10 protein-coding genes and 1 pseudogene are annotated in these 14,427 nt (G+C 55.0%); 5 read left to right on the top strand and 6 right to left on the bottom strand.

The features are described 5' to 3' along the window. Positions 1-93: 93 nt before the first annotated feature. Positions 94-957, bottom strand: coding sequence for a sigma-70 family RNA polymerase sigma factor (locus tag ACR1XY_RS22215; protein ID WP_480596585.1), 864 nt, complete (start codon positions 955-957; stop codon positions 94-96). 86 nt (positions 958-1,043) lie between these two features. On the opposite strand from ACR1XY_RS22215, the gene ACR1XY_RS22220 reads away from it, so the two are divergent. The 4 genes and pseudogenes from ACR1XY_RS22220 to ACR1XY_RS22235 all read left to right on the top strand — a co-directional run bounded on the left by ACR1XY_RS22220 (position 1,044) and on the right by ACR1XY_RS22235 (position 4,858). Then, positions 1,044-1,646, top strand: a complete 603-nt coding sequence (locus ACR1XY_RS22220) for a MarR family winged helix-turn-helix transcriptional regulator (RefSeq protein ID WP_480596587.1) — start codon at positions 1,044-1,046, stop codon at positions 1,644-1,646. Continuing rightward, complete coding sequence (locus ACR1XY_RS22225) at positions 1,633-2,799, top strand: P-loop NTPase (protein ID WP_480596589.1); 1,167 nt, start codon at positions 1,633-1,635, stop codon at positions 2,797-2,799. The genes ACR1XY_RS22220 and ACR1XY_RS22225 overlap by 14 nt, the downstream gene beginning before the upstream one ends. Continuing rightward, positions 2,792-4,051, top strand: a complete 1,260-nt coding sequence (locus tag ACR1XY_RS22230) for a DUF6522 family protein (RefSeq protein ID WP_480596591.1) — start codon at positions 2,792-2,794, stop codon at positions 4,049-4,051. The genes ACR1XY_RS22225 and ACR1XY_RS22230 overlap by 8 nt, the downstream gene beginning before the upstream one ends. 123 nt (positions 4,052-4,174) lie before the next feature. Continuing rightward, a pseudogene (locus ACR1XY_RS22235) lies at positions 4,175-4,858 on the top strand (IS6 family transposase). A gap of 293 nt (positions 4,859-5,151) precedes the next feature. On the opposite strand, the gene ACR1XY_RS22240 reads toward ACR1XY_RS22235, so the two are convergent. The 5 genes from ACR1XY_RS22240 to ACR1XY_RS22260 form a co-directional block, all read right to left on the bottom strand. Next, positions 5,152-8,214, bottom strand: coding sequence for an efflux RND transporter permease subunit (locus ACR1XY_RS22240; protein WP_480596593.1), 3,063 nt, complete (start codon positions 8,212-8,214; stop codon positions 5,152-5,154). A 21-nt stretch (positions 8,215-8,235) separates the two neighbouring features. Next, positions 8,236-9,348: an efflux RND transporter periplasmic adaptor subunit gene (locus tag ACR1XY_RS22245; RefSeq protein WP_480596595.1), complete on the bottom strand. Its 1,113-nt coding sequence runs from the start codon at positions 9,346-9,348 to the stop codon at positions 8,236-8,238. A 704-nt stretch (positions 9,349-10,052) separates the two neighbouring features. Next, the gene (locus tag ACR1XY_RS22250) at positions 10,053-11,090 is read right to left on the bottom strand and encodes a zinc-binding dehydrogenase (RefSeq protein WP_480535159.1); all 1,038 of its coding nucleotides are present in this window, start codon (positions 11,088-11,090) and stop codon (positions 10,053-10,055) included. A gap of 348 nt (positions 11,091-11,438) precedes the next feature. Next, entirely contained in the window at positions 11,439-12,176 is a 738-nt protein-coding gene (locus ACR1XY_RS22255) for a Crp/Fnr family transcriptional regulator (RefSeq protein WP_480596597.1), read from the bottom strand. Further along, complete coding sequence (locus ACR1XY_RS22260; RefSeq protein ID WP_480596599.1) at positions 12,163-13,020, bottom strand: LytTR family DNA-binding domain-containing protein; 858 nt, start codon at positions 13,018-13,020, stop codon at positions 12,163-12,165. The genes ACR1XY_RS22255 and ACR1XY_RS22260 overlap by 14 nt, the downstream gene beginning before the upstream one ends. Before the next feature lie 484 nt (positions 13,021-13,504). Between ACR1XY_RS22260 and ACR1XY_RS22265 the strand changes: the two genes are divergently transcribed. After that, a complete protein-coding gene (locus ACR1XY_RS22265; protein WP_480535156.1) occupies positions 13,505-14,260 on the top strand; it encodes a MipA/OmpV family protein in 756 nt (251 codons plus the stop codon). The last annotated feature ends 167 nt before the right edge of the window (positions 14,261-14,427 follow it).

Genomic DNA, 14,427 nt, shown 5'->3' on the forward strand with positions numbered 1-14,427 from the left:
CCCATCTCGGTCGTGCGGCCTATGAACGTGTCGCATAGCGAACCGGGGAAAGGGGAAAATGCGGCTCAAGCGCTATTCGTGCAACGCGGTCGGTCATAAGGTGAAATAGCTTTCGCTCAGATTTCTTAGGGAAATGTTCTCACGCAGCCGTTCGAAGCCACGTTCGCGCAGCTGCCGAACTCTTTCCTTCGAAATACCATACCCCTCTCCAAGACGCTCCAGCGTTGCAGGAGGGTCATGCAGTTGGGTCGCGATCAAAATATCTCGTTCGCGAATTGGCAGGATCGACAAGGCTTCGACCAATTCGCGGCGCAGGACCTCAGCTTCCAGTTCCTGCAAAGGGACCGAATCGTCCAGGCTGTTCGGATCAACCAACAAGGAAATCCGTTCCTCACCCGAGTCGCCCAGCGCCGGTGTGTTCAGCGAATAGTCCCTGCCCATGGTCTGGTCGCGCAGTTCCGATAGTCGCTCAATACTTACGCCGATCTTCTCCGCAAGATGCGCTTCGACCTCTGCGCGATCGATCTTTGGGTCCGCTTTAATTTCCTCGTCGAGGGCTGCGATCTGTGTGGCGGTTTTGCGCGCCTGTGCCGAATTGGGGCGGCGGACAATCGAGGAATTGGCCCGCGAGTAGGCTTGAACCTCCGCTCTGATCCACCAGACGGCATAGGTGGAAAAGCGGTTCTCGCGTTCGGGATCAAAGCGATCGGCGGCCTTCATTAGACCGACATTGGCCTCCTGAAGCAGATCGTGGTCGGCCTCACCAGGCCCGGGTTTAAAACGCTTGGCAACCGATGCAGCCAGAGGGGCAAATGCCTGGATCAGCCTGTCCCGTGCGCGCACGTCTCCGCGACACTGCCAGGCGCGGATTAGATGTCTTTCTTCCTCTGCAGAAAGCATATCGGCTGTACGTGTGCGACGCGGACGGCGTCCGAAACTGGGGAGAGGCTTGTTCATCGATTCAGGCTCTTTTAGTGTCGACGCGAAACTAAACAGATCGATCTAATGTTGTCAAAGTAATTTCGAATCTATATCAAATGAGTATGAACGACATTCAAAATACACCGGATCGAATTGCCGAGTTGCTTGTCCACGTGGGTCGCGCCACGCGCAGCGAGGACGGGCGCTCGGAACTGACGGCCGCCCAGTGGACCTGCCTGCGCTTTTTTGCGCGAGCCAACGGCAATACGCGCACTCCGTCAAGCTTCGCCAGCTTCCAGGCGACCACGCGCGGCACTGCATCTCAGATCATTAAAACGCTTGAGAACAAGGGCCTGATTGTTCGACGCCGCTCGGAAACGGACGGGCGCAGCGTGTGCTTCGACCTCACGGAACTTGGTCAGGAGACGCTGGCAAAGGATCCCTTGTGTGATCTGATGGACGTGATCGAAGCGCTCGGACAGCAAGAACGCAATCGTTTCCTCGTTACCTTGTCGCGCCTGGCCACGGCACTTGCAGTCTTGAGAGAGGTGCCATCGTTCGGCACCTGCGGAGACTGCAGCCATTTCTCATCTGATGGCGGCACATCTTATTGCGCCTGTATCTCGGCCCAGCTGGCCACAGATGAAATAGACAAGCTATGCGCAAGCTATCGAAAACCAATCATGGATACTCGGACAGAAGGACAACGGGATGAGCAAGCCTGAGCAAGCCGCACCCCCACGCATGATCGCAATCAGCAGCGGCAAGGGTGGGGTCGGCAAGTCAACAGTTTCGGCCAACATTGCCGTTGCCATGGCCGAGGCTGGGTTGTCCGTTGGCGTTGTCGATGCAGACATCTATGGCCCGTCCATTCCGGGTATGCTGGGGATCGCCAGCGCAAAGCCTACGATGACTCCGGATGAAAAGGTGATCCCGGCGGAAGCGCATGGTGTCAAGGTCATCTCGATGGGTATGCTCACCGATGACGATAAGCCAGCGATTTTGCGCGGACCAATGGTGACGAAATACCTGCAGATGTTCGTCCGTCAGGTGGACTGGGGGCCGCTGGATGTCCTGTTGTTGGACCTGCCGCCCGGAACAGGAGATATCCAGCTGACATTGGCTCAGGCCTTCCCCCTTGCGGGTGCTGTTGTCGTCAGCACGCCACAGGACGTGAGCCTCAAGATTGCCCGCCGTGGCTTGCGGATGATGGAACAGGTGAACGTGCCCATTCTGGGCGTAATTGAAAACATGAGCGGTTTCACCTGCCCATCCTGTGGAACGGTAACCCATATTTTCCATCAGGGCGGCGGGGAAGCCATTGCAACGGAACTTGGCGTGTCCTTTCTGGGAAAAGTCCCCCTTGACCCGGCCGTGGTGGATTGCGGCGATGACGGTAAACCTTTGGTCGATGCAGACCCGGGTAGTCCGGCGGCCATGGCCTATCGTCAAATCGCGAGCGCATTGGCGCAGACCGCAGGCGACGGCGGCGGTATCAGCACGCCGTTTGCATGGACCATCGAAGGCGGAACCGGCAAACCCGCACCCGTTCCCCCTGTCGACGGTGGCGCGGATGACAAGTTGGCGGCACTCGATCACGATGATAGCGGTTTGACCTTGCGTTGGGCGGATGGCGTCGAACAACGCCTTTCTCCGCGCGATTTGCGTCTTGCCTGCCGCTGCGCACAATGCCGCGATGAGATGACGGGTGCAGCATTGCTTGATCCCGGAACAGTGCCTCTGGATATTTCAATCACCCGTATCTGGAGTGTCGGTAACTATGCATTGGGTCTGTCTTTCACAGATGGCCACGGGACGGGCATCTACACGTTCAAGGCATTGCGTGCGATGCAAAGTACGGAGCTGGAAGATGTCTGAAGTGCCGACGCGCCGACGCATCCGGGCGCAGAGTTCGACGCATGACACCGATATTGTGAGATTTCTCTTGGATGAACCGGTGCAAAAAGGCGCTTCCGTCCGGTTCGACGAAGCCGGAGAGGCGCCACTTGCGCGCGGGCTGCTTTCAATTCACGGCATTAGCCGGGTCGAGGTGAACGGAAACACCATTTGGGTCAAGAAGCTGGCAAAGGCAGACTGGGCCGTCCTAAAACCCACGGTCGCGGCTGCGATCCGTCAGGTTCTTGACCAAACCGAGGCGCCGCTTGGATTAGATGCAGGTCAGGATCGAGAGGACGATCCCGATGCAGAGTTGCTTATGGCGGTGACCGATCTGCTCAACCGGCAGATCAACCCTTCAGTGGCAGCGCACGGCGGCCAGATTTCAGCAGACAAAGTTGAGCGCGGCAGCGTCTATTTGCGCATGTCCGGCGGATGCCAGGGTTGCGCCGCGTCGTCAGTCACGCTTCGCAACGGGGTCGAGCGGATGCTGCGGGCGGCACTTCCACAAATTCGCGAGATCGTGGATGTGACCAATCACGCGGAGGGCAGCAACCCTTTCTATTCTAGGAATAGCAGCCAGTCTCCGCTTCTGAACCGAATGGTGCCAAGGGATGTGATCAGTTGGGAACAGGACCAGGTCGTTATCGATCCAGACTATCTCGCACCGAAACTTGGCCTTACAGTGGACGCGTTGCGGACCGGACTGCGCCTCGGGGATGTGATCGGCGTCACTGAAGTCGGGCAAGACGCGGACATTGGCAAGACACGGGTCGTCATGCGTTCGTCGACGCGCGCTTGGGCAGCCGAGATTCTGGCTGACGGCACGGCACGAGAGATCCCGCCGCCGCGGGAAGCTGGTGACGCACTGGGCCGTGAACGCGAATTGGTAATGCGGGTGCGGGCCTATCTTTCAGGCCTTGCACCGGATCAGGTGCCCATCACCTATGGGGCATTGGCACGAGCCCTCGGTCTATGGGCGCCGGGATCGGTGGGCCGTACTACGCGGGCGCTTGAAGCAACGATGCGGGAGGACGTCGCAGCTGATCGTCCATTCATCGCCGCCCGAGCAGTGAGCCGTGGTCGGAACAAACTGCCAGCAGCCGGGTTTTTTACGCTGGCTCAAAACCTGAAACGGCTAAAGCGAGACGACGAAAGCGACCGAGCGTTTCATGACCGGGAGCTTAGTGAGCTAAATCAAACACTTGTTGATGGTGACAGCCATGCGGAATGAGCAAACAACCGGGCGACTTGAAACAGGATCGCGAACGGATGTGTCGCAAGCTTTAGGCTTGTATTGACGGGCACGCGGTTTTTGACGTTTGATTTTGCGTATGGTTCTCATACAGGTTTCAGTATGATCACACTGAAAGGCTGCCATTTCCACCAGGATGCGGTTTTGTGCGCAATATGCTTCTATCTGCGGTGCACGGTGTCATATTGGGATCTAGAAGAAATCATGGCCGAACGTGGTGTGCAGGTTGACCACGCTACTCTCAACAGATGGGTTGTCAAATATTCGCCCAAGGTCGCCGCGCAAGCGCAATCGAAGAAACGCCCAACGCAGAAATCCTGGCGCATGGACGAGACCTACATACGTGTTCGCGGCAAATGGTAGTATCTCTATCGAGCAGTCGACAAAGCAGGAAACACCCCTGATTTCAAGCCGTCTGAGCGAAGGAACCGTCCAACAGCAGCCTGATACTTTGCCAGAGCGCTGTCGTCAAATGGAACCCCGAGCAAGATCGTCATTGACAAAAGCGGCGCTAACGCGGCCGGTGCTCGAGAAGCGAACAGAATTCTGAGGCGTTTCGGGTGCCCGGCCAAAGTACAGACAATCAGGTCCAAGTATCTGAACAACATGATCAAACAGGATCATCAGTTCATCAAGCGGCGTGTTCGGCACATGTGTGAGATTAAGTCATTCGAATCCGCCTCAGCCACATTGAATGATATTGAAGTGGCTAACATGATCCGAAAACTGCAATTCTTTAGCATTACGACCTCGGGCTTTCGGATGTTTGTTGAGATCGCAGGATAAATGCGCCCATTTTAGACCAGATCGCGGACTTTGGTCGTTTCAGAAAATTGCGACAGAACCACTCACGCTCGGAATCTGTCCGTTTTCGTCAATTTGCAGAACTGGCGGCGTAGGCCGTAAGTTCGGTGTAAACTCTTTGCGCAGAAAGAAACTTCGTAAAAGATCCCTAGCTGCTTTGTCCAAACTGAAAGCTTGTGCAGCCCCAAACACCGTGCCCGATTTTGACTTCAACGATCTTACTCTTCATCTTTCTGGCCGAGAGTAAGCCAGGGCAGCAAAATTACAGCTGTGGATCAAGACGTCATTGCTGCAGCTACCCTTTTCCGCTCATCCATGGCGAACATTAGTCGGTACACAGATGGAACAAACATCAGGGTCAGTGGTGAAGCGACGATTAAGCCGCCGATCATCAGTGTTGCCATCGGTTCGAACAGGGCGCCGCCATTGAGCGCCATCGGCACGAGACCGAGGGTTGTGGTCAGCGATGTCAGCATCACCGGCGTGACCCTTTTCTTTGCAGCGACCACAATCGCGTCGTCCAGAGCCAATGTTTCGCGTTCAATGTCGATCTGGTCGATCAACACAATTGCGTTGTTGATTATTATGCCCATCAAAGAGATCAGCCCCAGAATCGCAAAAAATGACAGCGGCTGTGAAGCTAGAAATAAAGCTGTAGGTGCACCGATCAGGATCATTGGGACTGTCAGAAACGTCAGCGTAACCCGTCGGACCGAATTGAACTGGAACATAAGTGCAGCAAGCATCACAAGCAAAGCCGCAGGCATGCCCGCCAGCAGCAGCCCGTTGATCTCGGCGCTACGCTCTGTCTCCCCACCCAGGTTGAGACGATATCCCGGCGGTAGTGATAGCTCCGAAAGATCCTCGGCCACCCATGCTTCGACCTCGGCGGCGGACAGATAGGCGCTTTTGCCCGATACCGTGATCTTGCGCACCTGATTTTCCCGGCGCAGCTGAGAGAATTCGAACTTGGGCGCGAAATCCGCGATCTGCGCCAATGAAATCAACCGACCATCCGCCGGGATCGACAGGTTTTCCAGGTCTTCCAGACTGTCCCGGAACGGTTCTTGCGCACGTACAACAATCGGGATGGAATCGGCGCCATCGCGGTACTCGGAATAGGGAACGCCCGAGAAATAGACCTCCATGACTTCCGAGACATCTTTTGAGGTCACGCCAAATTCACGCGCTTTGTCCTGGGCGATCTCAACAGTGAATTTGAGGGTTTTGTTGCCCCAGTCATTCTTGTTCAGAATTGCGCCGGGCACCGTGTCGAACGCATCCTGAACCTTGCGCGCAAGGCCGACCAGAACATCGGCGTCAGGGCCGGTGATTTCAACATCCACAATGCCCGATTCCTCGCCGCCCATGGCAAGGCGCGTGATGCGATAGCTGGCGGCAGGGCGCTGGGTGACCAGATAGTTGCGCGCGCGTTCGGCCGCAGCGACGGCGCTTTCGAAATCCTTGGTATTGACCACGAAAAAGGCATTAGCCGGATCAGAATCTGCCGGGTCCAGTGTCAGGAAAAACCGGGGACCGCCGCTGGCCACAAACAGGGTGGTGCTGACGACTTCGGGGTTCCGTTCAGGATCGCGCAGCCATGCGTCAACCGCCAGCGCCTCGTCCCGCGTGGCGGTGACCGCTGTGCCACGTGGCATCTCAAGATATATCAGATACTCGGCCCGTTCGGCCAGAGGGAACATCTCACCCTTGAGCGAGCCAAACACTGTCGTGCCCGCAAGGATGATCCCGTAAATCACCCCGGCAACCAAAAGGCCCTTATGCAGCAGGAAACGGGTCAGATTGCCGTAGGAGCGGATCAGCCAGGTTTCTTCCGCGGCCTGCGCCTTTTTCGACGGGCGCAGAAGATAGGTCGCCAGATAGGGCAGAATGTAATGGGCGGTGATCCACGACCCAAGCAGCATAAAGGCGACCACGGCACCCAGCGAGAAGGCATAGTCCCCCTCAGCACCCTCAAGGATCAGCATCGGGATAAAGGCTGACGCTGTGGTGACCGAGGCCACGGCCAGCGGAATAAAGAACTGGGTGCCAGCTTTTTCAGCTGCGCGTCTCGGGGTCTCACCCGCATCCAGCCTGCTTTGAATCTCTTCGACCACGACAAGGCCGTTATCAACCAGCAGACCCAGCGAAATGATGACGGCCGCGATCGAGACCTGCTCGATCGGAATTCCTGCCCGTGACATCAGGATCAGCGAGAACATCACCGAAAATGGCACGATGCAGGACACCACAAACGCAGGACGCAGCCCGAGGAACACCAGCATGACCACAAAGACGGTCAGAAAGGTCTGACCGACATTTGTCAGCGCCCCATTGATGGCCTGGGTGACGTTAGTTTCCTGAAAGGTCGAAATCGAAAACTGAATTCCGATGGGTTGCGTCGCTTCGAACTCGGGCAGGCGCTGCTTTAGGTCATCGCCGATGGTCTGGATATCGCGGCTGTTATCCATCTCGACCGACAGCAATAGCGCCGGTTCACCGTTGAAATAGATCGGAGCATCCGGCGGATCGACATAGCCGCGCCGAACGGTCAGCAGGTCCTGCAAACGGACCAGCCCGCTTAACCCAGGAACCTTGGTCAGAACCTCGCGGATGTCCTGAACGGTTTTCAGATCGCCATTGGCCTCAAGCATGATGTTGACGCCATTTGCATCCAGATTGCCCGCAGGAACGATGACGTTCTGGGCGCTCAGGTCCGACAATAGGCGATCCAGTTGTACCCCGACCGAGGCAAGCTTGCGGGTGTCAATCTCCAGCCAGATGCGTTCTTCCTGACGGCCTTCAATGGCAACTTTGGTGATCCCGCTAAGGGTATAGATCTGCTTTTGCAGGTCTTCCGCCGCATCCCAAATCTCTTCATAGGTGAACCCTTCGCCGGTAACGGCGATTGTGGCGATGGCCACCGCGTCGAAATCGGTGTTCACAAACGGGCCAATTGTGCCTTGCGGCAACTGACCCATCGAGTCGTTCATCTTGTTGCGGATGTCCTGATAGACCCGCTCAAGCTCGGAATTGGGGACCGAGTCGTAGACCTCGAACTTCAGCTCGGCTTGGCCACGGGTGATCAGCGTGACGATGGTTTCGACTTCTTCGATCTCGCGGCCCGCGCGTTCCAGCGGTTCTGCGATCAGCTCTTCGACCCGTTCCGGCGACATGCCGGGATACTGGGCCACCGCAATCGCCGTGCGCAGAGAGATTTCGGGGTCTTCGCGTTTGGGAAGTTGAATATACGAAATTGCCCCAAGCAAAAGCACCCCGATCATGACCAGTACAGTCAGTCGCGACTTTTCAATGCCGAACCGAGTCAGGAACCCCATGGGAAAACCCTCGCCTTACAATTAATTTTTGCTGTCAATAAGTTTGACGGGCTGCCCGTCGCGCAGGAAGGACACCCCGGCCGAGGCCACTCGATCACCGGGCTGCAGCCCTGAAATGACGATCAGAGAGTTATCCCGAAGGCCCGCAACAACGATTTCCTGTTGCCGGATCGTGCCGCTGTCTTCGTCATAGACGAAGGCGACCAGCGTTTCGGTCTGTTCGTTTGCGTCGTGATCAAGGTTGGTCAGGTCCGTGCTGACCGCCGTCAGCGGAACCAGATATCCAACGGCTTCGGGCAGCGGGAATTCAAGCGTTGTTTCAACGGCCATACCGGCCTTGAGGATCGGGTTATTGTCGGTCACGGAAACGACGACCGGATAGGCCGAAACAACGTCGGCCCTGCTGCCGATTTCTGTCACGACGGCCTCAAGCTTGACCCGGGGACGGTCCACCAGTTTGACGATTGCGGGCCCGCCGATTTCGATCTGGCTGGCAGCTTCGAAATTAACCGAGAACGAGACCTCGAAACTGTCGCTAGCATAGATCGAGGCGACAGGCGTTCCCGCGCTGACTGTGGCAAAGGAATCCGCGTCGACCGAGTTGACGTTCCCGGAATAGGGGGCGTGAATCGTGGTTTTGGTCAGGTCTTCCTGCGCCGCCTCGACAACCTTCTTCGCCTGTGCCAGCGAGGCTTTTGAGGCCAGGAAATCAGTTTCGGCATTGTCGACCGAGACCTGCGTTACTGCCCCACGGTCCAGCAGGCTGCGCTGCCTTTTCAGTGTCCGTTCGGCATTGGTGAACTGCGCCTCGGCCTGCTCGACGGCGGCTTGTGCGTTTTCAAGCCGAATGCGCAGCAGGGTCGGATCCAGTTCGACCAGCACATCGCCTGTTTCGACCGCTTGACCGATCGACAGGTTCATCTCTTCAAGCGTTCCGCTGACCTCGAAGGACAGGGTCGTGATCGTGGCAGGCTCCAGAACACCGGGATAGTGGCGTGCGGTTGTTGACTGTGTGTCGGTGACCAGAAAGGTCTTTACCCCGCGAACAATGGCGCTTTGGTCCACTTCCTCTTCTTTACAGGCAGACAGAACGGCAAGGGTGAGAATGGGTACAAGTTTGAGGTAGCGCACCATTTTATGAGTGATCCCTTGTTGAGTGTTGTAAGTGAGCAGCTGCAGTTGTTCTGCTCCGGTAAGTTCTATTAGGGCAGGCTGCATTCACCCGGCCGCTTCAGCGCATTGAAACGTCGCAGTTCGAAAACTGCGCTAGCAGAGATGAAAGAGTGCAACATTAACAATTGTAAATTTCTTGAATTTTCAACTGAAACGGCTTTGTTGCGCGAAGCCGTTGACCGGCCGATTGCCTCTTTTCTCAGACGAAAGCCAAGGTGACAGGTTTACCAAAGATCAGGGAATTGTTTATGAGGGCATCCCGAATCTGGGTTTCTGCAACTTACCTTTCAAAGCCTCTCGCCGGAAGTGACTGCCTGAGTGACATGGTACAGTCTATCTGGCGCACGACACGGCGTCGGCGGTCTTATCCGATCCATCGTTGCCAAACATCGCAGTCCAAGTATCGCGATGCATTGACGATTTCACTTCGGGCGATGGCTCCGGCACCAAGATCAAATAGAATCGATGGTGATCCCCCTTTTATGCAATGGTGTAGGAAGATCAGTTGGTGGTCTTTTGCTCCTTAAGGGTTTGACTGCTCATTCTGAAACTTTTTGGTGGGTGGGATTATCCATCGAATGGAGACCACCGGTATAGGAATGGCCCCGCGGAAGAGAAGAGCCATTGTCCGCAGCGTAAAGAGTGTCAGCTCAGAGCGGACCGCGTCAGGCACACTGCCATTTCAAAACGGTTTTTCCTTTGGCGCGACCAGTGCCAAGGTGCTCGTAGCCGTCAATGATATCCGCCATCGATAATTCGCGATCAATTACAGGCTTTATTTGGCCGCTAGCTACCTTAGTCATTATATGCTCGATACCTTCTTCATTGGGCTGTGCGATGGACCAAGCGTATTTTTTACCTGACAGGCCATAGCGAACTTTCTTGCTCAAAACTCGCCCTAGAGCATGCAGCCCGCCGATAACGAGCCCGCTGCGGTCTGTATAGGGCATAAGCTGGTGTACGATGGAAACGTAACCGCCACCTTCCTTAACCAGGGCTGCTGTGTCCTTTTCATATGACCCGCCGAGCGTGTCATAGGCAAAGTCTACGTCTTTGACGATTTCGCGATAGTCCTGCGTGCGATAGTTAACAACAACGTCCGCGCCCAGGCCTTTGACCCAGCCAATGTTGGAGGGTCCACAAGTCGTCGAAACTTTCATTCCAAGGGATTTTCCCCATTGTATTGCAAAGCTACCAACGCCACCTGAACCCGCGTGGACAAACAGATGTTTATCGGATGCGTTTTGGGGATCGAGTTTCAGCCGATCCACCAAGGCACTCCAGGTTGTCATGGCAACATACGGAATTGAAGCCAGTTCGGTAGGAGAAACATTGGACGGTGCCGCCGCCAAACAAGTTTCGGTGATTGCAGAGAACTGGGCGTGGGCGCCGGATTCCTTGATATCATTTACCCCAGCGACCTTGTCACCGACTTTGAACTTGATTGCTTCCGGACCCATGGCAACGATTTCTCCCACGATGTCACGACCGGCGATAAAGGGAAATTCTTCCGGCGCGGCCAGGCGCCGCAACCGTGATCCGTAACCCTGTACCATTCTCAGGTCGATAGGGTTTAGCGAGGATGCCAGAATTCGCACAAGAACCTGGTTCCCCTTAGGTTCGGGTATTGTCACCTCTTCGAGGTTAAGAACATTTTTTGGCTCGCCGTAAGAACGGGCAACCCATGCATGCATGGTGTTCATGCTATGAAGTCTCCTACAAGAAAGTTCACGTGTGATTTTTTATGACGTTTGGCACGAGACGGATTCAGGCTTCACGCGAGAAACAGAGGAAAAGGCTGACCATACCAAGTATCCCCGCCCCCCGGTGCGATACCGTGTGAACAACTTCGATGCGCTACAGGCGACGATCCTAATTGTCGCACTGAATGAGATGCCTCTTTCCGGGAACTTTAGCTGCTTCGCATGCTGAATGGGCTCATGCATGTTTTGCTCTTCAGTTTACAAGTGAGTGCAAGTCCAAATAGTCAGATCTAAAATCTCCGACTAAGGGAATATGCCAAATTTCAACCCGACCCGCGTTATCATTTGTTAAGGAAAGCCAACCTTTTTTCTGATTCTGCTGAGTGATACTGGAGTGATCCCCAGATACGATGCCAAATAGTGCAGCGGCACCGTTTCCAAAAGCTCAGGAGAGTGTTCCAAAAGGTGGCGATATCGGTTTTCTGGGTTATCCATAATCCGATTGAGGAAAAGGTTTTGGTAGTCAGTAAGGCGATCAACGAGCGCGCGGAACATGAACTCTCTGAACTCTGTCGAGTGGGCCATCAGTTTATTAAATGTGGTTCGCTCAATAGCTCTGACAACCGTCGGCGTAACGGCCTCGATCCCGAATTTGCTCGGGCGACCGTGAAAAAAGCTTTCAAGCGAAGAAACAATATCATTCTCAAAGAAGAACTGAAGCGTAACATCCGTCCCATCATTGTTATGCCAAATACGTAGGCACCCTTCTTCAACGATGTAGGCAAGATTGCTAATTTCCCCCTGCAAAAGAAGAGTTTCCTTTTTGCCTACTTCAATGCGACGAAGCGATTGGAGATATTTCGTCCGTATATCTGGCGAAATTCGCATTCTTCGCTGTCTTCTTTCAAAGCGTGGGTAGTTACCTTTCAACATACGATAAGGAAAGAGAGTTTCAAAGAGGATGATGGCGACGGCCTGCGCCAGATGCAGAATCCACACCGGGCTGCCTGGATCCGCGCAGAAAGCGGCATACAAGCCCGACAAACAACAGATGTTTTGAGAGCTTACAAAATTAAGGCGAAACATTTAGTGCAGATCGGCGTCTGCGGCTGACCGGTATGCTGGTTCCGTCGCGTAGGATACAGGTATAAGCGCTTCCTGAGCGGTGGATTTCCTGGATATGGCTGAAACTGACCCAATGCGATCTGTGACATTGCGCACCGCTGAAATCCTGCAATCGGTCAACACAATCGGAGAACGACATTTTTAACGTCGCTTGTCCGGATGATGTGAACACGCTGATATAGTGGTCCTGCGCTTCGACCCGAACAATATCTTCACCAAGGCGGGTTGGCAAAGTCGGGATTGCTTCTCTGAGACGCGGTCGTTGGACGATTTCCTCTGACTTCTCACCGCTATTGTCACTATTGGCCTGCAGAAGTTTGCCGAACCAGACAGCAAACACACAAAGCGCTGAGGACAGGAATACTGATGGCAGCGCCAGATTGGTGGCTTCGTCAAGCAGGCTGATCACAATACCATTGGAAAGAGAGCCGGAAAGCCGATCTGTTCCCGACATGAGACCAATCAGCAGAGAAAAGGGGGCCAGCAACAAAGGTAGAAAAAGCACCGCACAGATTAAAGGCCAGGGCATGCTAAGGCCGGCAAGGATGCTGGCAACGGCGACCCCGATCAAAATTGCACTGCCTGCAAACAGCAGCGCCGACCACGTCAGGAATGCCGCCCACATCGGCAAATCTGAATAGGGCCCAGTCTCGAACACTGTCAAAAGAAGACCCATGCCGCCCACGAACCAGCCCACGAAGTGGATGAGCTTCCAAATTGTCAAACCCTCAAACGACACGATTGAAATCAACGCGTTTTGAACGGTCTGAGGTAAAGTGCCGTAGAGTTGAACGGGTTTTGTCATGGAATCGCTGGATCTGGATCAAGAGTCTCAGCGTGAATATTTAAGTGTTGCGAAACAGGAAAACAACGCACCTAATCGCCAACGGTTGCACACATACCGCTTACGAATACCACAGACCATTCGCGTATATTTGGCGCGTGTTGACGAACTTGCACGTGCACTGAGTATTTGATGCAACTAGCTGACGCCAAGAACTAAACAACTCAACGCGGCGATGGCTGACGACGCGCACTCGCAGGTCTTTGTGCCAAAACAAGGTTAATCTAGATGAAAATTAGTCTTCGAATACCCGGGCTGAGTTTTTGCATTTGTCGGGTGGTTCAACTTGGATCTGACCGTTTGTCATTTATGTCGCCAAACCCACCACTTTAGAGTTCTCTACCCCTCGACCGATTGCTTGAGTCTGGACCACGTTCGATGCCGGCACAGAAGATCGGTCAACACAAACGCCCAAAAATTGAACCTCACGCAGAGGAAAGATTCCGTGATCAACTGTCGAGCAGTGTTCCTATCCCCGTTGGCCGTTGCCGCCTTGGCCTCTTCCGGTGCCGCGCAGGACAGCGGTCCGCCAGATGGTTGGCAGATCGGTGTAATCGCCGGTGTCGCAAACAACCCCTATATCGGTGAAGGAACGCAGGTCCAACCCTATCCGCTGGTGACATATAAGACAGGTCCGCTGTCCATCGGTACGTTGGGTCTTGAATATGAAGCTTACAAGGGCAACGGCTATACACTGTCCGTCGGCCTGTTGCCTCGCTTCTCGGGTTTGTTCAACACCGATGCCGACGAGCTTGACGGGATTGACCGTGAGATTACCGGGGATCTGGCACTTATCCTTGGTTATGATCTTGGTGCAGGCTTCAATACCGGCCTGCGCTTCCGTCAGGAAGTCACGGGCGAGCATGATGGTCAGGAAGTGATCTTTGATTTCGGGTATGGCACGCAGATCGGCAAGTCGATGCTGCAACTGCGCGCCGGTGCCGGCTGGCAGAGCGAAGATCTGAGCGGCTATGTCTGGGGGGTTTCCGCGGATGAGGCACGCCCGGGGCGCCCGGAATATGCGCCCGGCGATGTGATCATCCCGTTTGTCGAAGCCCGCATGGTGCGGCCGATCAACGAAAGCTGGTCCCTGATGGGCGGTCTGCGCGCCGACTTCCTGCCCAGCGATGTTTCGAACAGCCCGATCGTGGATGAAGACAATATCTACAGCGCTACATTCGGTGTGATGTTCAATTTCTGATCCCTCGGACCGGGCTTGCCATGTGTTGGCCCGGTCGGTTCCCGACCATACGTGGTTCTGAGCGCAGGTAAATCCGATCGCATAGGGCGACCAGCTTTTGGACCCACATCCTCCGTCCTCAGGCGTACTGTGTACTGTGAGCCAAAAAACGGCGCGCCTGCAATGTG

It is taken from the genome of Ruegeria sp. AD11(2025) (genome assembly GCF_056542405.1).

Excerpts from the sequence above, each read along its gene's own strand:
- ACR1XY_RS22215 (WP_480596585.1), bottom strand. The coding sequence starts at position 957 with ATGAACAAGCCTCTCCCCAGTTTCGGACGCCGTCCGCGTCGCACACGT.
- ACR1XY_RS22220 (WP_480596587.1), top strand. The coding sequence starts at position 1,044 with ATGAACGACATTCAAAATACACCGGATCGAATTGCCGAGTTGCTTGTC.
- ACR1XY_RS22225 (WP_480596589.1), top strand. The coding sequence starts at position 1,633 with ATGAGCAAGCCTGAGCAAGCCGCACCCCCACGCATGATCGCAATCAGC.
- ACR1XY_RS22230 (WP_480596591.1), top strand. The coding sequence starts at position 2,792 with ATGTCTGAAGTGCCGACGCGCCGACGCATCCGGGCGCAGAGTTCGACG.
- ACR1XY_RS22240 (WP_480596593.1), bottom strand. The coding sequence starts at position 8,214 with ATGGGGTTCCTGACTCGGTTCGGCATTGAAAAGTCGCGACTGACTGTA.
- ACR1XY_RS22245 (WP_480596595.1), bottom strand. The coding sequence starts at position 9,348 with ATGGTGCGCTACCTCAAACTTGTACCCATTCTCACCCTTGCCGTTCTG.
- ACR1XY_RS22250 (WP_480535159.1), bottom strand. The coding sequence starts at position 11,090 with ATGAACACCATGCATGCATGGGTTGCCCGTTCTTACGGCGAGCCAAAA.
- ACR1XY_RS22255 (WP_480596597.1), bottom strand. The coding sequence starts at position 12,176 with ATGTTTCGCCTTAATTTTGTAAGCTCTCAAAACATCTGTTGTTTGTCG.
- ACR1XY_RS22260 (WP_480596599.1), bottom strand. The coding sequence starts at position 13,020 with ATGACAAAACCCGTTCAACTCTACGGCACTTTACCTCAGACCGTTCAA.